21 protein-coding genes are annotated in these 21,239 nt (G+C 58.1%); 13 read left to right on the top strand and 8 right to left on the bottom strand.

Going from position 1 to position 21,239, the window contains the following annotated elements; translation table 11 throughout:
- Positions 1-213 precede the first annotated feature (213 nt).
- The 7 genes from WH50_RS08995 to WH50_RS08965 all read left to right on the top strand — a co-directional run bounded on the left by WH50_RS08995 (position 214) and on the right by WH50_RS08965 (position 7,662).
- Entirely contained in the window at positions 214-1,251 is a 1,038-nt protein-coding gene (locus tag WH50_RS08995) for an aldose epimerase family protein (protein ID WP_110187003.1), read from the top strand.
- A 45-nt stretch (positions 1,252-1,296) separates the two neighbouring features.
- A complete protein-coding gene (xylA, locus tag WH50_RS08990) occupies positions 1,297-2,613 on the top strand; it encodes a xylose isomerase (protein WP_110187002.1) in 1,317 nt (438 codons plus the stop codon).
- A 530-nt stretch (positions 2,614-3,143) separates the two neighbouring features.
- Positions 3,144-4,703: a methyl-accepting chemotaxis protein gene (locus WH50_RS08985; RefSeq protein ID WP_104155505.1), complete on the top strand. Its 1,560-nt coding sequence runs from the start codon at positions 3,144-3,146 to the stop codon at positions 4,701-4,703.
- 32 nt (positions 4,704-4,735) lie between these two features.
- The gene (locus WH50_RS08980; RefSeq protein WP_104155504.1) at positions 4,736-5,725 is read left to right on the top strand and encodes an MBL fold metallo-hydrolase; all 990 of its coding nucleotides are present in this window, start codon (positions 4,736-4,738) and stop codon (positions 5,723-5,725) included.
- A 66-nt stretch (positions 5,726-5,791) separates the two neighbouring features.
- Positions 5,792-6,433, top strand: coding sequence for a hypothetical protein (locus WH50_RS08975; protein WP_133251282.1), 642 nt, complete (start codon positions 5,792-5,794; stop codon positions 6,431-6,433).
- A gap of 123 nt (positions 6,434-6,556) precedes the next feature.
- Complete coding sequence (locus WH50_RS08970; RefSeq protein ID WP_165838364.1) at positions 6,557-7,189, top strand: exopolysaccharide biosynthesis protein; 633 nt, start codon at positions 6,557-6,559, stop codon at positions 7,187-7,189.
- Between the two features lie 122 nt (positions 7,190-7,311).
- Entirely contained in the window at positions 7,312-7,662 is a 351-nt protein-coding gene (locus tag WH50_RS08965; protein ID WP_104155501.1) for a carboxymuconolactone decarboxylase family protein, read from the top strand.
- Positions 7,663-7,694: 32 nt separating this feature from the next.
- On the opposite strand, the gene WH50_RS08960 is transcribed toward WH50_RS08965, so the two are convergent.
- From WH50_RS08960 to ftsY, 5 genes are all read right to left on the bottom strand, one after another.
- On the bottom strand, positions 7,695-8,552 hold the full coding sequence (locus WH50_RS08960) for a DNA ligase (protein ID WP_110186999.1): 858 nt from the start codon (positions 8,550-8,552) through the stop codon (positions 7,695-7,697).
- A 104-nt stretch (positions 8,553-8,656) separates the two neighbouring features.
- Entirely contained in the window at positions 8,657-9,523 is an 867-nt protein-coding gene (rpoH, locus tag WH50_RS08955) for an RNA polymerase sigma factor RpoH (protein WP_110186998.1), read from the bottom strand.
- Positions 9,524-9,856: 333 nt separating this feature from the next.
- The gene (gene ftsX, locus WH50_RS08950) at positions 9,857-10,867 is read right to left on the bottom strand and encodes a permease-like cell division protein FtsX (RefSeq protein WP_110186997.1); all 1,011 of its coding nucleotides are present in this window, start codon (positions 10,865-10,867) and stop codon (positions 9,857-9,859) included.
- The gene (gene ftsE / locus WH50_RS08945) at positions 10,854-11,519 is read right to left on the bottom strand and encodes a cell division ATP-binding protein FtsE (protein ID WP_110186996.1); all 666 of its coding nucleotides are present in this window, start codon (positions 11,517-11,519) and stop codon (positions 10,854-10,856) included. Before ftsE ends, ftsX begins: the two co-directional genes overlap by 14 nt.
- The gene (gene ftsY / locus WH50_RS08940) at positions 11,516-12,898 is read right to left on the bottom strand and encodes a signal recognition particle-docking protein FtsY (RefSeq protein ID WP_110186995.1); all 1,383 of its coding nucleotides are present in this window, start codon (positions 12,896-12,898) and stop codon (positions 11,516-11,518) included. The genes ftsE and ftsY overlap by 4 nt, the downstream gene beginning before the upstream one ends.
- A gap of 244 nt (positions 12,899-13,142) precedes the next feature.
- Between ftsY and WH50_RS08935 the strand changes: the two genes are divergently transcribed.
- The 4 genes from WH50_RS08935 to WH50_RS08920 all read left to right on the top strand — a co-directional run bounded on the left by WH50_RS08935 (position 13,143) and on the right by WH50_RS08920 (position 16,196).
- Positions 13,143-14,396, top strand: coding sequence for a peptidase M16 family protein (locus WH50_RS08935; protein ID WP_110186994.1), 1,254 nt, complete (start codon positions 13,143-13,145; stop codon positions 14,394-14,396).
- Positions 14,397-14,444: 48 nt separating this feature from the next.
- Positions 14,445-15,074, top strand: coding sequence for a 16S rRNA (guanine(966)-N(2))-methyltransferase RsmD (rsmD, locus tag WH50_RS08930; RefSeq protein WP_110186993.1), 630 nt, complete (start codon positions 14,445-14,447; stop codon positions 15,072-15,074).
- A 238-nt stretch (positions 15,075-15,312) separates the two neighbouring features.
- Positions 15,313-15,801: a pantetheine-phosphate adenylyltransferase gene (gene coaD, locus WH50_RS08925; protein WP_104155493.1), complete on the top strand. Its 489-nt coding sequence runs from the start codon at positions 15,313-15,315 to the stop codon at positions 15,799-15,801.
- 146 nt (positions 15,802-15,947) lie between these two features.
- The gene (locus tag WH50_RS08920; RefSeq protein WP_110186992.1) at positions 15,948-16,196 is read left to right on the top strand and encodes a YfhL family 4Fe-4S dicluster ferredoxin; all 249 of its coding nucleotides are present in this window, start codon (positions 15,948-15,950) and stop codon (positions 16,194-16,196) included.
- Between the two features lie 79 nt (positions 16,197-16,275).
- Here WH50_RS08920 and leuE read toward each other — a convergent pair whose 3' ends face one another.
- The 3 genes from leuE to WH50_RS08905 form a co-directional block, all read right to left on the bottom strand.
- On the bottom strand, positions 16,276-16,896 hold the full coding sequence (gene leuE, locus WH50_RS08915) for a leucine efflux protein LeuE (protein WP_104155491.1): 621 nt from the start codon (positions 16,894-16,896) through the stop codon (positions 16,276-16,278).
- 14 nt (positions 16,897-16,910) lie between these two features.
- Positions 16,911-18,110, bottom strand: a complete 1,200-nt coding sequence (locus WH50_RS08910; protein WP_243410046.1) for an AGE family epimerase/isomerase — start codon at positions 18,108-18,110, stop codon at positions 16,911-16,913.
- Between the two features lie 84 nt (positions 18,111-18,194).
- Entirely contained in the window at positions 18,195-19,163 is a 969-nt protein-coding gene (locus WH50_RS08905; protein ID WP_110186991.1) for a carbohydrate kinase family protein, read from the bottom strand.
- 237 nt (positions 19,164-19,400) lie between these two features.
- On the opposite strand from WH50_RS08905, the gene WH50_RS08900 reads away from it, so the two are divergent.
- The gene (locus WH50_RS08900) at positions 19,401-20,516 is read left to right on the top strand and encodes a sensor domain-containing diguanylate cyclase (RefSeq protein WP_110186990.1); all 1,116 of its coding nucleotides are present in this window, start codon (positions 19,401-19,403) and stop codon (positions 20,514-20,516) included.
- A 318-nt stretch (positions 20,517-20,834) separates the two neighbouring features.
- Positions 20,835-21,131, top strand: a complete 297-nt coding sequence (locus WH50_RS08895) for a hypothetical protein (RefSeq protein WP_110186989.1) — start codon at positions 20,835-20,837, stop codon at positions 21,129-21,131.
- Positions 21,132-21,239: the final 108 nt, after the last annotated feature.

Raw genomic sequence — 21,239 nt, 5'->3', positions numbered from 1 at the left:
AAGGCGGATGCAGCGGGGGATGGGTTGGCCACCTCAATCTAGCGTCGGCTCCCGGGCTCTGCCATTGTGCTAATCCACAACCCTTTTACGTTTTTTCGTTGCCTGTTCGGGCACGCAAAGACGGTGAAATTTCACAACGGCAAACCGAAAAAGCGTAATTGCGAGGCCGCTGCGGTTAGCGCATTTATGAAAGCCATCTGAGGAGAACACGCGATGTCTGTTGCTGCTGAAACCTTGCCCACCACCCTGCAGAGCTATGAGCTGCAAAGTGACAGCGGCGCCCTGCGCTGCACCATCAGTAATCTGGGTGCACGCTGGCTGTCCGCCTGGGTGCCGGATCGTGATGGGCAGTGGGAAGACGTGCTGCTGGGCTATGCGCAGCTGCAGGACTATCACCATGACAGCGCCTACTTCGGTGCCATCGTCGGCCCCTGGGCCAACCGCATTGCCCAGGGTCGCTTCGAGCTGGACGGCCAGACCATCCAGCTGCAGCAGAATCAGGGCAGCAATCATCTGCACGGCGGTGATCAGGGCCTGCATGCTCAGCTCTGGCAGTGTCTGGAACAGGGTCCGCAGCATCTGCGTCTGGGCTGCTCGCTGCCAGCCAGCCGCAGTGGCTATCCGGCCGATGTCCGGGTGGAGGTGACTTACCGTATCGTCGATAGCACCCTGCATATTCACTATCAGGCCGAGGTTTCTGCCCGTTGCCCGCTGAATCTGACCGCGCATCCCTACTTCAATCTGGCACCCCGCCGCGGTGACATCAGCCAGCACTGGCTGCAGATCCATGCCGGGCACTATCTGGCGGTGGATGAACAGCTGATTCCGCAGCGTGAAGAGGCGGTGGATGGCAGCCTGTTCGATCTGCGCCAGCCACAGCAGCTGGCCACCCTGCTGGCTCCGCTGACGCAGGCCGACTGCCCGCGCCAGTTGCAGCTCGGCGCCGGGCTGGACCATTGCTGGCTACCTGAAGGTCAGGGCCTGCGCGAAGTGGCCGTGGCGTATGAACCGCTCAGCGGCCGCCAGCTGCGGGTCAGCAGTGATCAGCCGGGGCTGCAGTGTTACACCGGCAATTATCTGGCCGGCATGGCCGGCAAGCAGGGCCACTACCGCAATCACGACGGTTTCTGTCTGGAAGCCCAGGCCCTGCCCGATCAGGTCAACAGCCCGCGCGCGGCAGCATGTATCTACAGCCCCGAACATCCTTACCGGCAGCACAGCTGCTATCAGTTCACTACCCGCAGCGGCTGACGCGCGCGGGCCAGCTAAAACAACAACAGCGGAAGAGGAATCACCATGACGGCGTATTTCGATGCCATCGAACAGGTCCGTTACGAAGGACCCGACAGCAGCAACCCCCTGGCTTTTCGCCACTACGATCCACAGCAGGTCATCCTTGGCAAGACCATGGCCGAACACCTGCGGATGGCGGCCTGCTACTGGCATACCTTCGTCTGGGGCGGTGCCGATGTCTTCGGCCAGGGCACCTTTATCCGTCCCTGGCAGCAGGCCGGTGATGAGATGGAACTGGCTCTGCTCAAGGCCGACATTGCCTTCGAGTTCTTCCATAAGCTGAATATTCCCTACTACTGCTTCCATGATGTCGATGTGTTCCCCGAAGGCCGCTCACTGAAGGAGTACCTGTACCGCTTTGCCCAGATGCAGGACGTGCTGCAACGCAAGCAGGAAGAAACCGGCGTCCGCTTGCTCTGGGGCACCGCCAACTGTTTCTCTCATCGCCGTTATATGGCGGGCGCGGCGACCAACCCGGACCCGGAAATTTTCGCCTATGCCGCATCGCAGGTCTGCGCAGCCATGCAGGCCACCCATGCGCTAGGCGGCGTCAACTACGTGCTGTGGGGAGGGCGCGAAGGCTACGAGACGCTGCTCAATACCGATCTGCGGCAGGAGCGTGAACAACTGGGGCGCTTTATGCAGATGGTGGTGGAGCACAAGCATCGCATCGGCTTCAGCGGCACCCTGCTGATCGAGCCTAAACCACAGGAGCCCACCAAGCACCAGTACGATTACGACAGCGCCACGGTGTACGGCTTCCTCAAGCAGTTCGGTCTGGAGCAGGAGATAAAAGTGAATATCGAGGCCAACCATGCCACGCTGGCAGGTCACTCCTTCCAGCACGAAGTGGCGACCGCCATTTCACTGGGCATCTTCGGCTCCATTGATGCCAACCGTGGCGACGCCCAGCTGGGCTGGGATACCGATCAGTTCCCCAACAGCGTCGAGGAAAACACCCTGGTCATGTATGAAATTCTCAAGGCCGGTGGCTTCGTCAATGGAGGTTTCAACTTCGATGCGCGGGTACGCCGCATGAGTATCGACCGTTATGACCTGTTCCACGGCCACATCGGCGCCATGGATGTGCTGGCGCTGTCACTGAAACGGGCAGCGGCGATGCTGGAGAAGGATCAGCTCGGCGATGCGGTGGCGCAGCGCTATCGTGGCTGGAGTGCGCCGCTGGGCAAGCAGATTCTGCAGGGCGAACATTCGCTGTCCTCACTGCAGCAGCTGGTGCTGGATGCCGGACTGGATCCAAAACCGGTATCCGGCCAGCAGGAGTATCTGGAAAATGTCGTCAACCGCGTGCTGTATTAATAAGCCTTTACCAAAAGGCAGATAAATAACGTTACATAAATAGCAAAGGCGGTATTACATACCGCCTTTCGTTTTTCAGAAATAGATTCGGCAATTGTTCAATATTGTTTTCCCAATCGTTATTTCACAGGCGAAAAGCCGTAGCAGAAAAAAGCGAAAGATCAACTCGCCATCAATAACTGAAACCCGGCCAATTAATGTACATCGCCCCTCCCCGCGCTGTTCACTTTATGGAAAGAGTCCTTTGCTTTTTTAGGGATATTCAATAAGACTAATACACAGTCCGCTGCGCTGGACTCAGGTGATACCGGCACTTACACCCTAATTACAGTCACGTACTGGCATTCGCAGAGTTGTCCGCCAGATGCTCAGTCGTGCACGGATTATTTCCCACACGTGCACAGTGACAACCACCGGATTATCTCTTTCCGCAGCGCCTGATTATTAATGCGCCGCATTCCCACTTGCGGCCAGCACTTTGTCAAAACAGCCATTGCCGTGACAAAGACTGAAACCCCAGGACAGTCTCTATGCGTAAAAATCTGCCCGTGAATAATGTAGAAAGAAGTTTTTCCGCCAGCGAACAACTGATCTCTACCACTGATTTAAAAGGCCAAATTACTCATTGCAATGAAGCCTTTATCAAAATCAGTGGATTCAGTCGCGAAGAGCTGATTGGCGCGCCCCACAATCTGGTGCGCCACCCCGACATGCCGCCCAGTGTTTTCCAGCATATGTGGAACACGCTCAAGGCTGGCAAGCCGTGGATGGGGGTGGTCAAGAACCGCTGCAAAAACGGTGACTACTACTGGGTCGATGCCTACGTCACACCGATTCTGGAGGCAGGTAAGGTGATCGGCTACGAATCGGTGCGGGCCCAGCCCAGCAGCGAGCAGAAACAGTGGGCGGCAGCACTGTACGAGCGTATCAATCAGGGCAAGTCCACCAGCCACTCCACACTGATCTACCTGCTGGGCCAGTACTGGTTTGTGCCGCTACTGGGTATTGCCAGCCTGCTCAGCGCCTGGTATCTGCCGTCGCAGATCAGCGCCCCTCTGACCCTGCTGCTGACCATCGGCAGCGGCGTGCTCTGCATCAGCAAGGTACTGGGTAAGCTGAAACATGCGCTGCGCTTTACCAAAAACTCCTTTACCGACCAGCTGATCGCCCAGACCTACACCGAAGCCAAGGGCAGTTTCGGTATGCTGGAAATGGCGCTGATCAGTGAACAGTCGCGCCTGCGTACCATCCTTGGCCGGATTCACGATTCGGCCAACTACGTGGCGAAAAAGTCGGAGGAAGCGGGCGCCTTCAATCAGCAGATTCTGCGTTCACTCAACACCCAGCAGCACGAAACCGAGCAGAGCGCCTCTGCCATGCACGAGATGGCCGCAACCATCAACGAGGTCGCGGAAAACGTTCAGCTGACAGCGGAAGAAACCAAACAGGCAGCCACCGCTTCGGCGCAGGGCCAGCAGGTGGCGCAGGTGACCTTGCAGGCGATCAGCAAGCTGGCTGATCAGGTCAAACACATGAGTGAGTCGGTCAATGAGCTGGACAGCCATACCCTGAAGATCACCGAAGCGGTCGACATCATCCGTACCATTGCCGAGCAAACCAACCTGCTGGCACTCAACGCCGCCATCGAAGCGGCCCGTGCCGGTGAGCAGGGCCGCGGCTTCGCCGTGGTCGCCGATGAGGTGCGCTCGCTGGCAAACCGCACCCAGTCGTCCACCCAACATATTCATGAAATCATTGAAAACCTGCGCAATGGCGCCACCGCTGCCGTCCAGACCGCGCAGGACGGGCTGCAGGTAGCAGATCAGGGGCTGGAGAAGGTCGAGGAAACCAGTCAGGCGCTGGAGCAGATTCTGGCTTCCATCAGCCGTATCAGCGATATGAGCCAGCAAATGGGCGTCGCCACCGAGCAGCAGGCCCATGTGGCCGAGGACATCAACCAGCAGGTGACTCGCATTTCCTCACTGGCGGGTGACAGCGTCAGTCAGGCCAGCGCCGCCAATCATGCCACGCTGGATCTGTTGAACGCCTCGGAGGACCTGCGTAATCTGGTTAGCCGCTTTACCCGCTAACTTTTTATCGTCAAGGACATCACTACACCGCCATGGAACTGCTGTTTCTCGGTACCTCCTCCGGTACCCCCACCAAAGCCCGCAATGTATCCGCCCTGGCCCTGCGCCGGGCGGGTAGCAAATCCTGGTGTCTGATTGACTGTGGTGAAGGCACCCAGCATCAGATCCTGCATACCCCGTTATCCCTGGCTCAGCTGGATACTCTGCTGATTACCCATGTGCACGGCGATCATTGTTACGGGCTGCCCGGCCTGCTGGCCAGTGCCGCGCTCAGTGGTCGCAAGCAGCCGCTGCGCATTATCGCTCCGGCGGCCATCCGCTCTCTGATCGACTGTTACCAGCAGCTGACCGAATTGCGGCTGACCTATGCCATCGACTTTATTGCCGTGGAAGAGCTGGTCGGCACCAACGGCGCACAACAGATCATCACCCCTGAGTTTGCTATTGATGCCTTCCCGCTGTCACACCGGGTGCCGTCCTATGCCTATCGCTTCAGTGAGCGTCAGCTCGAAGGCAAGCTGGATATCGACAAGCTGCGGGCTGAAGATATCCCGCCGGGGCCGATGTGGCATCAGCTGCTCAAGGGTGCCGTACTGAACTTCAACGGCCGGCAGCTGAATGGCCATGATTATCTGCTGGCACCACGCCAGCCACGCGCGGTGGTGATCGCCGGTGACAACGATGAGCCGTCCTGTCTTAGCGAAGCGGTCGCGGGTGCCAGTCTGCTGGTGCATGAAGCCACCTTTACCGTCGATATTCACCACAAGGTCGGCCCCGCCGCAGGCCACAGTGATGCGGCGCGGGTAGCACGCTTTGCCGCCGGGCAGCAGTTGCCTCATCTGGTCCTGAGTCATTTCAGTGCCCGCTACGGTTATGGCAGCCGCAGTCCGTGTATTGCCGATATCGAGCAGGAGGCACGCCAGTACTATGCAGGCAGTCTGTGGCTGGCCAATGACTTCGACCTGCTGCATCTGGACAAGCAGCTGCAGTTGTCAGTCAGTTCATTGCGCCCCTCAAGTTAGAGCGCCCTGCGGCCGTTACATCTGGGGTTGCCGGGGAACTCTCCCCAGCCCCAGGGAAGCGTTGGCATGGTCAGGCTTGTGGCAGTTCCTACCGTTATTCTGAGCGGGATGCTGGCGTTCTGCAGTACGCAGGCCCAGGCACTGCCCCTGCCCAATCCCAGCGCCGAGTTCAGTGGTCTGGCACAAGTCAGTCAGGGCAAGGGCTACTACTACATCAAGGTCTACGCCAGCCGTGACCGACTGCGGCTGGAACTCCCCCCGCTGGGTGACAGTCAGGGTCAGGGCACAGTGATGATCCTCAACTTTGCCAGTACGCAGGGCTGGATATTCTCCGTCGGCCCCAGTCTGAGCAAGGAGGAAATGAAAACCACGCCGCTTGATCTCAGCATGGCACAAAGCCTCATTCCGCCGGTTCTGATCAACAGCGGTCAGCTCGAAGGCAACAGCAGTAACACCCGCCTGGTCGCGGGTGAACCCTGTATCAACTGGCAGCTCACCACCGCCAACCACCAGCTTGTTACCACCCCCATCAATGCCTGTCTGAGCTATGACGGTGCGGTGATGCGTAATCGTATCGGCGCCAATGTGGTCTACGAAATGATCCGCTTTCAGCGCGGTGAACAGCCAGACAGTCTGTTTACGCTGCCAAGCGGCTATGAGATGGACGCGGAACGCAAGAATCTGGACAGCTTCCGCGGCCAGCGCTGACAGCCTGGCCGTAAATAACGCGTCTTAACAACGTTTAACAGCCTTATCAGTCGGTTACGTCTGGCTGTTGCGCTATCCTGCATGCAGTACCATCAGCCTATCCTTGGTCTACTGAGTCACGGCATGGACAGCATTCACTCTTCTTCAGCCCATCGCACCTCATCATTGCTGATGTTACTGGCCAGCACCCATCAGGGTGAGCGCCTGAGTCTGGCAGAGCTCTGCAGCGGCCTTGGCAACCGTTCCTTCGGCATACTGCTCCTGCTGTTTGCCCTGCCCAATTGCATTCCCCTCGGTATTCCCGGGTTGTCGACCCTGACCGGTATCCCGCTGGCACTGATTACCGTGCAGTTGCTGCTGGCCTACCCGGTTCCGGTGCTGCCCGGCTGGCTCAGCCGCCGCTCTCTCAGCAGTCGCGACTTCCAGCGTTTGTGCCGTACTACCTGTCCCTGGCTGGCGCGCATCGAACGCCTGACACGCCCGCGCTGGCTCCCTTTGACCAGCAGACAGGCGGAACGCTGGCTGGGGTTGCTGAGCCTGATTCTGGCAGTCGTGCTGATTCTGCCGATCCCCTTCGGCAACGTGCCACCGGCCTGGGCACTGGTGCTGTTGGCACTGGCGATGATTGAGCGCGATGGCCTGCTGCTACTGCTGGGCATTGCCCTCAGTGCTGCCAGCTTGTTCTGGGTCTATGGATTGCTGTGGGCCATGGTGGAATCTGCGCTTTATATGTTCAGTCACTGGTGGCAGTCATGAACATCCCTGAGCTGCATCAAGGTCATCAAACACACAAAGACTACATTAGACTTTTCTAAACTAAATTCCGACAGTGTACGTGGAATGTTGTACCCACCTTCATACCGACACAGGAGATGAACATGGCCAAGAGCTACAAAGAGATCAATCAGGATCAGCGCCAGTACAGCAGCCAGCTGCGACAGGCCAGCACCGATACCATGACGGCCTTTGCCAGCCTGTATAAGGCATCGCTGGCAGAGGGTGCGCTGTCACGCAAGCACAAGGAGCTGATTGCGCTGGGGATCGGCATTGCCGCGCGCTGTGACGGCTGTATTGGTGATCATGTGGCGGGAGCGCTGAAGGCAGGGGCCAGCCGTGAAGAGCTGGTAGAGACTATCAATGTTGCCATTATGATGGGCGGCGGCCCTTCGGTAATTTACGGCAGCCATGCGTTGTCAGCAGTGGATGAACTGTCAGCCAGATCCGACTGACCGTTCATCGGCTATTGCTCGACGCGGAACTGCTACTCTATGCGCATTCTCAGAAAGCGGGCAAAGCGCGGCACCCCGGTCTTGGTGGTGCCGTCGTAGCGATAGGTAATCTGGCTGCCCAGCGGTGGCGGCTCCCGGCGCTCGGCATCACTCAAGCCACTGCCCAGCCGAAACTCCAGCCCCGCCTGATTACGTACCAGCAAGGCACCGACCATACCAGTGTATTTGCCCTTGCCGGGGATGTAGCCAATCACTTCGGCCTCCGCATCCTGATGGCGTTTGTACTTGAGCAAGTCATCGCTGCGGCTGGCGTGATACAGCGACTCACCGCGTTTCAGCATCAGCCCTTCACCGCCCTCACGTTCGACGTTGGCGAGCCACGTGTGCAACTCTTCCAGATTATTGACCCGCTGCTGCTCCACATGCTGCACCCAGGGTTGATTGATGGCTTTGATCACCTCAGACAGTTGCTGATCACGGCGGTTGAAATCGCCCGGCCAGGCTGGCAGGTCGTAGACCATGAAATGCACCTTGCGCCAGGCGCTATCATCGGCCTGCAGCTGGCGCACCGTGCCTGACAGAGCAGCGAACTGACCACGCCCTATCCACAACTCTCCGTCCAGCGACTGCTCCGGCCACCCGGCGGTAAACCAGGCTGGTGGCTCAATGGCGTTGCCACGACGGCTCAGCAGGCGCTTGCCATCCCAATAGGCGCGCACACCATCGAGTTTTTCGCTGATCCAGTAATTGGCCAGCACGGTATGAGGGCTGAAACTGTTGGCCAGCATCAGCGGTGGCGTATCGGCAGCCAGCAACAGGCGTGGTGCCGCCGACAGAGATAACCCGGCCAGGGTCAGCGCCCCCCAGGTACGTAGTGATAAAACAGACATGACGTCCTCCTTGATTCTCCTTGGTCCCTGCATTTCCCTGCTCAGGGCCCAGAAACAAGTCACCCCGCACAGGGCGGGGTGACTCAGGTATTAGCGGTGGCCTGTCAGGCCGCCATCACACTTTCCATAGAAGTGCGCAGTTTCTTCATTGCGCTCTTCTCCAGCTGGCGAATACGTTCGGCGGACACGCCATACTCTGCGGCCAGCTCATGCAGCGTAGACTTGTCTTCTGACAGCCAGCGCTTGTAAAGAATATCGCGGCTGCGCTCGTCCAGCATTTCCAGTGCCCGGTCCAGACCTTCATAGGCATGCTCTTCCCAGTTACTTTCTTCCAGCTGGCGAGCCGGATCAGCGCGCTTGTCTTCGAGAAAGTAAGCAGGCGACTGATAAGCCTTGTCATCATCGTCATCATTACCGGCATCGAACGCCATGTCCTGCGCGGTCAGACGACCTTCCATCTCACGCACCACCTGAGGATCAACGCCCAGGCTGTCAGCGACGGAATGCACTTCATCGTTGGTAAACCAGGCCAGCTTCTTCTTGGCGCTGCGCAGATTGAAGAACATCTTGCGCTGAGCCTTGGTGGTGGCCACTTTGACGATACGCCAGTTGCGCAGGATGAACTCGTGCATTTCGGCCTTGATCCAGTGCACGGCAAAGGACACCAGACGCACACCCACGCTGGGGTCAAAACGGCGCACCGCTTTCATCAGACCAATGTTGCCTTCCTGAATCAGGTCAGCCTGATTGAGGCCATAACCGGAATAGCTTTTGGCGATATGTACAACAAAGCGCAGGTGCGCCAGTACCATCCGCTGAGCAGAAGCCAGATCGTTCTCATAGAACAGTTTCTCGGCCAGCTGCTTTTCTTCGTCAGCGGTCAACATCGGAATCGCGTTGACAGCCTGGATGTAGCCCTCGAGGTTGCGACCCGGGGACATGATCTCAACAGGCAGAAGACTACGACTCATGAATTCACCTCTAACTCAAATTTCAACCCAGATCAGGCATTGCTGTCATTTAGACACAGGCATTGCCTGTTGGTTCCTTACCTTTTACCCGGCCATTTCGGTGGCCCAGGGACAGCGGAACACACTTTTAACGCATCCTTCAGACGTTGACAAGCCCCTGTCAGCCGCGGGGGTGAATGTCATCGGCCCACCTTGCATTCACGTCAAAAAATGTCTGGTCAACTGACGCAGGCAAGCCGCAAAGGTCAAACGAGAATCTGAATGGCGTTCAGTTTAATCGTCGGTCCTACAAGTGAGCGTCTCCAAGGATAACAAGTTGTTTCAGACTGCAGATCACGTCGGCTGAATGGCCGTCAGATGGCGCCCGACGGCCAGCCAGGCGCCCAGAATGCCAAGCAATACCGCACCGCTGATCAGAATCAGGGTGGCCTCGGCATCCAGCCCCGCCAGGGCAAAGGAGCTCTGATACAGTGAGCCAAGTGCGGTCACCGGCTGTTCCAGCCAGAACAGCGCCATACTGACCAGTCCCCAGGCTAACAGGCCACCATACAGGCCAAACCACAGGCCGGTATAAAGGAAGGGGCGGCGCACGTAGGCATCGGTACCGCCGACCAGCTTGATCACCACAATTTCCTCACGGCGGCTTTCGATGGCCAGCCGAATGGTATTACCCACGACCAGCAGCACCGCCACGCCAAACAAGCCCGACAGGGCAACAACCACCCGCTTGGCGATATCCAGAATGGCATGCAGCCGCTGCACCCACTGCAGGTCCAGCTCGGCTTGCTCCACCTCCGGCAATGCCTGCAGTTTGCTCAGTTGCTGTTGCGCTTCGAGCGGCCCGAGCTGACGGCCGGGCTCCAGTACGATGGCAGCAGGTAGCGGATTCTCGTCCAGCCCGGCCAGCACATCCTTCAGCCCTGACAACGCCTGAAACTCTTTCAGTGCCTGCTCCTTGGAGATGTAACGCACATCATGCCAGGTGGCATCACGACTGAGCTCAAACGCCAGTGACTCGCCTTCAGCTTCTTCGACGCTGTCTTTGAGATAGACGGAAATACGAGTCGACTGCCCGACTTCACCACTCAGCTGGCTGACATTGTTCAGCACCACATACAACAAGGCAGGTAGTGCCAGGGCAATGGCGATAACCAGCAGGGTCATCATGCTGGCAAAGGGTTGACGCAGCAGCTTGCCGAGGCTGATCCCCGCTTCCTGGCGATGATGCCGCCCCCAGGCGCGCAAGCGGTCAAGCCAGTGCACACGATGGGATACCGCACCGGCAGTAGCACGGCGAGTGTCAGCGGTCGGGCGCTGACGTTGGCGTGTCTCAGACTTGCGCATCCTGACTCACTCTTCCGTTCTGCAGGGTCAGCACCCGGTGATGCATACGGGCAATCAGCCGGAGGTCATGACTGGCGATCAGCATGGTGACACCGACCTGGTTGAACTGCTCGAACAGCCGCATGATTTCCGCCGATAACTCCGGATCCAGGTTACCGGTCGGCTCATCGGCGAGAATCACTGCAGGTTTATTGACGATAGCGCGAGCAATACCCACGCGCTGCTGCTCACCGCCGGAGAGGGCGATGGGATTGAGTTTTTCCTTGTTGAGCAGCCCCACCTTGTCCAGTGCCGCCCTTACCCGCCGGCCAATGTCATGCTGGTCATAGCCGCTGATATGCAGCGGCACCGCCACGTTTTCAAAAACGCTGCGATCAAACAGCAGCTGGTGGTTCTGGAACACCACGCCAATGCGCCGCCGCAGATAAGGTATCTGCGAAGCAGGCAAGTGGTTGAGGTTCTGCTCACCGATGAAGACCTGTCCGGCGGTAGGACGCTCCATCAGCATGATCAGTTTCAGCAACGTACTCTTACCAGCACCGGAGTGGCCGGTAAGAAAGGCCATCTCACCACGACGAATGGCAAAACTGACCGCCGACAGCGCCTGATGGCCTCCGGGGTAACGCTTGCTGACCTGATCAAATCGAATCATGAGGCGGGTCGCTCGAACAGTGCATCGACAAACTCATTGGCCTGGAACGGACGCAGGTCATCAATGCCTTCACCCACACCGATATAGCGAATCGGCAGCTCAAACTGCTTGGCTATTGCGAAGATGATGCCGCCCTTGGCCGTGCCATCGAGCTTGGTCAGTGCGATACCACTGACGCCGACCGCTTCACGGAAGGTCTTGGCCTGGGAAATAGCGTTCTGACCGGTGCCGGCATCCAGTACCAGCATCACTTCATGGGGCGCTTCCGGGTCCAGTTTGCGCATCACACGCACCACCTTTTCCAGCTCGGTCATCAGATGCTGTTTGTTCTGCAGACGTCCGGCAGTGTCGGCAATCAGCACATCCATACCGCGCGCCTTGGCGGCCTGCAGGGCATCGAAGATCACTGCCGCACTGTCAGCACCGGAATGCTGGGCGATGACCGGTACGTGATTGCGCTCACCCCATACCTGCAACTGCTCCACGGCCGCAGCACGGAAGGTATCCCCCGCCGCCAGCATGACCTTCTTGCCTTCGCTCTGGAACTTCTTCGCCAGCTTGCCAATGGTAGTAGTTTTACCCACGCCGTTGACACCCACCATCAGGATGACCATTGGCCGATGGCTGCTGTCGATGACCAGCGGCTGCTCCACACCCAGCAGCAACTCACGCAGCTCTTCCTTCAGTGCACCAAACAGTGCCTGCGGGTCTTTCAGCTCTTTGCGGCTGACACGCTCGGTCAGACGCTTGATGATGCTCTGTGTCGCTTCCATCCCCACATCGGCCAGCAGCAGCTGGGTTTCCAGCTCCTCCAGCAGATCATCGTCAATCTGCTTGGCACCGAGAAACAGCGACGCCAGACCTTCAGTCAGATTGGCCTTGGTCCGCGACAGGCCAGACTTGATGCGCTCGAAAAAGCCTAGTTTGGACTTCGGCTTCTCCTGCTCCACCATACGGGCAACAGGTTCGGGTTCGGGTTCGGGTTCGGGTTCGGGTTCGACAGCAACCTGTACCACCGCTTCTGCAGGCTCTACCTCGATGGTCACGGCATGCACGGGTTGCGCCGCCACGCCCGGCTCGACCGCATCGAGCACCAGGGGAGCAGGCTCAGCGGCAGGGGTTGGCTCAATACTGACTGTCGCAGGCTCCACCTGCTGAACCACAACCTCGGCAATCTTCGGCTCTGCAACCTCTGGTTCTGCTACCGCCGGCTCAGCAATGATGGCCGGGCTGGCTTCGCTCACCAGAGCAGGTTCAGCGTCGGCCTGAGGTACCGGACTTTGCTCTTGCTCGACGACCACTGCTTCGGCGTCGTTACGTTTTTCGGCCTCGTTACTCTTGCGGCTGCCGAACAGCGATTTTTTCAGTTTGTCCCACATGAGTTTTTCAACTTACTCCAGATAGTTCTCGACATATGCAGTGACGCAGGGGCACTCATACGTGGTGAAAAGACCGCATCACAACCTTGCACCTTCGTGACAATACGCCTGACTGGCGCAGAAAAGGCTGACAGATCGGGTCAGATTGGGGCATATAGTAAAGGAGCCCTGGGCTGCTGTCACAAATCCGTGCAGAAGATGAACACGTCAGCATGCCCGTCATAATGCCTGAGGTAACACGTTCATGGCCGAAGCCTACCAGCCCCTGTTCAACCGTACCTATCTGAAAGTCATCCTGTGGGTTGTGGCCATCACCATCGTCCTGCTTAACTGGCATGAGCGCCAGCGCGTTGCTGCCCTGATTCCCTGGCAATGGCAACAGGGCAGTACCGAAGTGCGGGCTCTGAATCATGACAACAAGGGCAGTGAAGTATGGATCCTGAGTTTTGCCCCCGGCGCCATGGCGGAGGCACAGGCGGGAACGGCCGCCCTTGCAGACACCATGCTGCAGGAGCGCTTGCCGGGTGGCGCCAGCCATTGGTTCCTCGACCGTCAGATGGCGTTTTCCACCCAGCTTACGCAGGAGCACTGGCAGATCCAGCTGCAACTGCCGGATGACGAGGATCACCGCCAGCAGGCCATCGCCGGGCTGCAACAACTCTTCAGCCCCACAGCGGACGATCAACAGCACACAGAACAGGCTCGTCTGCGCCTGCTGGCTCAGGCCAACCTGCTGGCCAGCCGCGGCGAAGCACTGGCCATACAGGGCAGCCTGCTGGCGCTCTATCCAGATCACCCGGTCAGCCGTCCGCTGTATGGCAGCCGTGCCAGCCTGGCCACTGTCGATGCCTCAACGGTTAACCATTTTGTCAGCCAGTTCTGGCAAACTGCGCCACAGCAACTGCTGCTGCTCGGTGATTTCGACGAGTCTCAGGCGAAACAACGGGCACAGCAACTGCTCACCAAACTGCCTCAGCAGGTCATGTCGACGCAGGCCACGCCGACGCTACCCGCTGCCCGCGCTGAGCCCCTGGCCCTGCAGCGGCCACAGCTGCGCCAGCAGGCTGCCATGGCTCTTGTCCTGCCAGAGGCGGATCCCTATCAGAGCACCTTACTATTGTTGTGGTTAACCCAGCTGGGACAGCAACACCAGTTGCAGGTCAACCCCTGGCGTTCAAGTGAACAACCGGTGGTGCTGTTCAGCTGGGAGGGCGATCTGCAGGCAACCCCACCACAATGGCAGCCACTGTTACAGCAGCAGCCGGACTCACAGCAGCTGGATGCCCTGTTCAGGCAAGTGGCCACCGAGCGCAAAAATCTGGAGCAGGATCCACTGACTCTGGCACAATGGCTGACCCTGGCCTGGCATCGCGGTCAACCCCTGAACGTATTAAAGGTCTGGGACCAGCAACAGGCAAATGAGCCACGTCAGGCATTCCTGCAACTGCTGACACAGCTGGCCAGGCAACCGCGCGGCGAAGCGACGGTGCATCCCTGAACTGACCGCCCTGCCCTTTTCACCGACTGACTGAGCATCTGATTTCCCATGGCAAGAACACCGGCACGCAACACTCCCTCTTCTCCCAAGGCCGGAGCTGCCCGCAATCAACTGCGCATTATCGCGGGCGAGTGGCGTAGCCGTAAGCTGACATTTCCGGATGTGCCCGGTCTGCGCCCGACCACCGACCGGGTGCGGGAAACCCTGTTCAACTGGCTCAGCAGCTGGGTGCCTGGCAGTCGCTGTCTGGACGCCTTCAGTGGCAGTGGCGCCCTGGGCTTCGAAGCCCTGTCACGTGGCGCTGAATGGGCCACCTTTATTGATAATGCTCAGGTTGTTACCCGCCAGTTGCAGGCCAACCTGACACTACTCAACTGCCGGCAGGCCGAGGTGCAACAGGCACAGACTCAGGACTGGCTGCAGCAACCGGCCAGCCGCCAGTTCGATCTGGTATTTCTTGATCCCCCCTTTCAGCGTCAGCTGCTGGAACCTGCGGCTCAGGCGCTGGAGCAACAGGGCTGGCTGGCTGATACCGCAATGATCTATGTCGAGCACGAGCAGGAATTGCAGCCACAACTCCCTGCCAGCTGGCAGCTGCACCGGCAGAAACAGGCCGGACAAGTGATCTATTCGCTCTATCACCGACAGACAGGTGGCAGCGACTCGCCCACCCTGTGATGGTTGTACGGCTGCCTGCAGCGCAGCATTAGGCCAATCCGGCGCGTTGTACCCCAGCACCATTTGGGCTAGTATCTGGCCGCTCAGCGCCGTGCCACGGCCGCGCTGCCTTGAACGCAGGTGCCATAAGGTGCCGGGGAGGTGTCAAACACGCCTTTCGGCTCTTCTGAGCAACCTGCCGCCGTGCACGTAAACAGGCCCCCAGAATGTATTCTGGCCAGCAGTGTGGACTCACGACATGAATACTGTCATCTATCCCGGCACCTTTGATCCGATTACCAACGGCCACACCGATCTGGTGGAGCGGGCCAGCCGGTTGTTCGAGAATGTGGTGGTTGCCGTGGCAGAAAGCCCGCGTAAGCGTCCTTTGTTGCCCCATGATCTGCGTGTCGATCTGGCCAAGGAAGTGACTGCTCACCTCGACAACGTCAGCGTCTGCGGCTTCAGCTGCCTGCTGACGGACCTGCTGAAAGAAAAAAACGCCAATATCATTCTGCGCGGGTTGCGTGCCGTGTCAGATTTTGAATATGAATTCCAGCTGGCCAATATGAACCGTGTACTGGCCCCCCAGGTGGAAAGCATGTTCCTGACACCTGCCGAACAGTATTCCTTTATTTCCTCGACGCTGGTGCGCGAAGTCGCCACCCTGAAAGGAGATATTTCGAAATTTGTGCATCCTTCCGTGGCGAAGGCCTTGCGCACCTATATCAATGAACTGCACAAGTAGTTCATCAAGCACCACCCACTATTACAGATCCGGCCAGCGCTGCCTGTCAGTGTGACGAGCCCGGATCATGAACAGAACCTGATTAGATAACGGCAACGGACGGCGCACTGCGCATCCGACTAGCTGACAACCAGTGAGGACTTGCCATGGCTTTGATAATTACCGACGAATGCATCAACTGCGACGTATGTGAGCCAGAGTGCCCTAACGAAGCGATTTCTCAGGGCGAAGAGATCTATGAGATCAACCCCAGCAAATGCACCGAGTGCGTAGGTCACTACGACACGCCGCAGTGCGTTGAGGTGTGCCCGGTCGATTGCATTCCCAAAGACCCCGACCACGTGGAAAACCACGACCAGCTGTATCAGAAATATCTGCAGCTGAGCCAGGCCTGATCGGCACCAGCGCACAGTATCAGCAGAAACAAGAACGGGCCCGTGAGGCCCGTTTCTGTTGATAGTGATCAGGGATCGCTCAGCCGGCGCCCAGGCGAATACCGAAGCCGACCAGAAACAGACCCGCCAGCCGTTGCAGCCACTGACTTAAAAAGCGATGGCGCTGCACCTGAGTACGCATGGCAGTACCTGCGAAGATCAACAGAGAGCAGTAGCCCAGAGACAGCAACGCAATCAGGGCGGCCATGGTGGCAAAAGTCAGCATGCCCTGATGCGCGACCGGATCAATAAACAGCGGAAAGAAAGCCATATAAAACACAATGGCTTTAGGGTTCAGCAGCGTGATCAGCATGCCCTGACGGAACAGATGTCCGGGCTGTAACCTGATCAGCCCGGTAGCCGTTTCGCCGCGACTGCGCAGCAGCTGAATACCGATCCATACCAGATAGGCCGCACCCAGATACTGCACCCCTTTGAACAGGGTGGGATTCGCCGCCAGCAGAGCAGCAACACCTCCCGCAGCCAGCCACATCAGAATCTGATCACCCAGAATCAGCCCGCCGAGGGTAGCATAGCCGCCCCGCACACCGTGCTTGCCACTGGCGGTCAGCAGGGCGAAGGTGCCGGGTCCGGGAATAGCCAGAAACACCAGCACAGCAATAATAAAGCTCCACAAGTCATGAATGCCCATAAACGCCATGATGCACCTCTCACTCAACGGCGGTTCTGCAAGGCCCAGATCATATCGTAGCAGGCACCCATAGTGTGATAGTCCACCTTGCCTGCCGGGCTCTTCTCATCGGAATAGCTCTGGTTATCGCGGCTGAGAATGCGATACCAAGCGCCATAGCGATGATCCACCATGTGCTCCCAGCTGTACTGCCAGATCTGTTCATACCACTGCCAGTAACGCTGATCACCTGTTCGCTGCCCTAGTAAAGCGGCGGCCGCCAGACTCTCGGCCTGTACCCAGAAATACTTGTCGCCATCACAGATCTGATAGTCAGGGCCAAAGCCGTAGACCAGACCACCGTGCTCCCTGTCCCAGGCATGCTCCACCGCCGTCAGGAACAGAAACTCGGCCTTGGGCAGCAGCCAGTCATGCTCCGGAGCGTAGCGCTCCAGCAACACCAGCAGCTTGGCCCATTCGGTCTGATGGCCGGGCTGGAAACCCCAAGGGCGGAACAGATGACGGGGGTTATCACGGTTATAGTCGAGGTCGACCTGCCACTGACGATCATAGTGCTCCCACACCAGCCCGTCGGCCTGTGCCGCCTGCCGTACGCAGATGGCCTCCGCTACCTGCAACGCCCGCTCAAGAAACTGCTGATCAGCGGTGGCCTCATAGGCGGCAATCAGTGCCTCGCAGCTGTGCATGTTGGCATTCTGGCCGCGATAGTCGCCAACCTGCCACTGTGCATCCGCCTCATCGGCATACAGCTGCCACTGCGGCTCCCAGAAACGCTGGGTCTGCAGCTCATGTGCGCGATACAGGCCGTCGCGCGCCTCTTCGATACCGGCTTTCAGTGCGGTCGCGTAGGCCAGTATGACGAAGGCCAGGCCGTAGCAGTGGTTAGTGCTGTCTTCGATCTGGCCATCCTGCAAGGTCCAGGCATAGCCCTGATAATCGGGCTGATAGTGCGCCTGCTGCAGATAATCCAACCCATGCTGGGCCCAGCGCAGATACTCCGGCGCCTGAAAGTGGCGGGCATACTGGGCATAGGTGAAGACATAGCGGGTACTGGAGACCAGATGGCGATGACCACGGTTGTAGATGCTGCCATCGTCACGCAGATAATGAAAAAAGCCACCTTTCTCATCGATGCAGGCGGGATGATAAAACGCCATGGTACGAGCGATATGCTCGCGCAGGTGTTCAGGATTAAAAAAGTCCATGGTGAATTCCTGTTGCATACTCTGCTCCTGTGCCACAGCAGCCCCGACCTGCCTCACTGACGAAATGAAAGGGCTGCTGCTCATGCGCTATGAGTGCAGGTGTTACAGCTGCCAGGCAGCAGCGACATCATTGAACTGTGGCAATGCCGGAAAGGCGCCTTTGCGTTGCACAGTGTGTGCACCGCAGGCGATGGCAAAGCCAATCACCGCCCGTAATGCCTGCTCGTCGCTCAGCAATGCTGGCTGCTCAGGCAGGCAGCGGGCCAGCGCATACAGCACCGCGCCACTGAAACTGTCACCCGCCGCCGTCGTATCGACGACCTGTACCCTAGGTACGGTCACCCAGCCACTCAGCCCGCCATGAGCCGCCGAGGTAGCGAAATACAACGGATTGCCATCATCACTGACCAGCACCAGCCTGCAACCCGCCTCCAACCACTGAGCCACACGCGGTTCGCCACCCAGTACCTGCAATTCTTCACGGGAAATCTTGATCACATCAGCCGCACAGCACAGGGCGTGTACCCGCTCCACATCAATCTGCTTACCGGGCCACAGATTGGCACGCAGGTTGACGTCGACAGTCACCCACCAGCCGGCTTCGTGGGCTTTTTCCACACCATACATGCTGGTCGCCGCAATAGCGGCTTCGGTCAGGGTGTTGGAGCACAGATGCAGAATGCCCTGACCCTGGAACCATTGCGGCAGGAACTGCTCAGGGCGGAACAGCACATCTGCGCTGTCACGTCGCAGAAACTCGAAACTGCGCTCGCCATTGGCGTCCAGCAGCACAAAAGCCAGCGGTGTCGGTGCCGTCGGGTGGATCACCGTGCGCGAGATATCGACACCTTTCTGCTGCAATGCGTGTAGCAGAAAATGCCCGAAGGCATCATCCCCTACCTGGCCGATAAAGCCTGCCTGACCACCCAGCTGGGCCACTGCCACGGCCGCGTTGGCCGGTGCACCGCCCGGATACTGGCGCAGCTCGGGCAAACGCAGCCCGGCCTCTTCACTGGCACCAATATTAAGAAAGTCGATCAGCACTTCACCGAAACACCAGACTGGCCACATAGCGATTGTTGTCCTTGTTGTACGCAGAGCCAGCAAGGCTCTCACGCTGTTAATGCTTGGAGGATTGTCAGCAACACTTAGCCGCAAAAATGAAAACGTTTTCATTCGGACTGTCCCGCATCATAGCAGAGCCATCCCGGCTTGAGTATGAACAAAATGACAACTGCATCGCCTTCGGCGTAAAGGCTGCTAGACTACAAACTGTATGGATTTTGAACAGACCACGCAGCCTTGATCATGAACAGTAGTGCGATGATCCTACCTGCCAGCGAAACCCATCGTCTGGAGGTGCTCTACAGCTATGGAGTGCTCGACACGCTAGACGAACAGGCGTATGACGACCTGACCCGTCTGGCTGCCTACATCTGTCATACACCTTCCTCCGTCATCTCGCTGGTGGACAGTCAGCGACAATGGTTCAAATCACGCTTTGGTCATCATGCCAATCAAGGCTCACGCAAGGACTCCTTCTGTACCCATGCCATTCTCAACCCCGATACCATCATGGTGGTCAAGGATGCCTTGCAGGACCCACGTTTCATGCGTAACCCGGCCGTCATCGGCCCACCCCGTATTCGTTTCTACGCTGGTGCTCCGCTGATAACGCCCTGCGGCGAAGCGTTGGGCACACTCTGTGTATTTGATACCCAGCCCGGCGATCTCAGCGATGCTCAGCGTGATGCTCTGGCGACCCTGGCGCGACAGGTAATGGCTCAGCTGGAACTGCGCAAAGTCATTCGTGCCCAGCAGGACAGCGCCCATCAATTGCGTCACAGTCAACGTCAACTGGAACAGCAACAACAGCTATTGCAACAGCAACAGCTCGAACTGGAAGAGGTCAACCAGCAATTGCGCACGCTTAGCCTGACCGACAGCCTCACCGGCCTCTTCAACCGCCGCGCCTTTGATGCCCGCATGAGTGAAGAGGTAGAACGTTCCATACGTACCCGTACTCCGGTATCGCTGCTGCTGGTGGATGTGGATCACTTCAAGTCATTCAATGATGTGTTTGGACACAGCGAAGGGGACATTGCTCTGCAGGAAGTCGCGGGGCTGCTGAAAAACAATGCCCGCAGTTATGATCTGGTGGCCCGCTACGGCGGGGAAGAGTTCGCTGTCATCATGCCCGGCACCAGCACGGTAGATGCGGAGCGTATCGCTGAACGCCTGCGCGCCAGTATTGCAGCGCATAGCTGGACGCTGAGAACGGTCACCGTCAGCATCGGCGTGGCCACGCTGGCGCAGGGAGACAGCATCCAGACCTTTATCAGTCATGCCGATCAGGCGCTTTATCGGGCCAAGGAACAGGGGCGTAACTGTGTCGTACACTGGACAGGTCTGCAGGAGCACTGATGACGTTGCCACTGACACTGCAACAATCTACCAAATCGTTACAGCAAAGGGCTTTGACACCACAGTGAGTTTGGCGGACGGAATCTTGTCCCTATAGTTAGACAGGTGGCGTGTTATCCCACGACGGTTCATTCAGGCAGTACATCCAGTCGCCGGGTTAACTTCAAAAGGCAGTTGAAAATACCAAGAGGTCTCTGCACAGTGGGTACAGGTCTCACCGAATGCTGATCGTTTCAGATCCATGATGGAGTCGGCAGCAACGAATGAGCCAGCGCTATGCGGAGCTGCTTCCAGGACCAGGATTGCAGGAGGGACTGCATGATCTTTTTACTCTGCCGGAACCGGGTAACTGACTTTTACCAGTGGAAGTCTGTATTCGACACCATGAGCACAGAACGACGGCATGCTGGCATGCACCTGTTGAATCTGTGGCGCACAGTCGATGAGCCCAATAATGTATTCTTTCTGCTGCGACTGGATGATGTGGAAAAGGCGCGCTCACTGTTGAGCGACCCTGACTACATCCGCATGGGCTGGGATGCCGGGGTGATCGACGGCGACTACACCTATCTTGAAGATGAGAAGGATATGGGCAGCGAGCTGGATGCGGCCTGAGGCATGCCGATAGCCCGCTGGGTCAGGCCTTGTAATAGCGTGTTCTAACAGGCTGTTGAAAAGCGTTATCGAGGCAACCGAGACAAGGAAGAAACAGGCGAAAAAGCG

It is taken from the genome of Pokkaliibacter plantistimulans (assembly GCF_003194385.1).
In the GTDB taxonomy this organism is placed as follows: domain Bacteria; phylum Pseudomonadota; class Gammaproteobacteria; order Pseudomonadales; family Balneatricaceae; genus Pokkaliibacter; species Pokkaliibacter plantistimulans.
The sequence above is the reverse complement of the archived record's forward strand: the minus strand, read 5'-3'. Positions and strand labels throughout refer to the sequence as shown.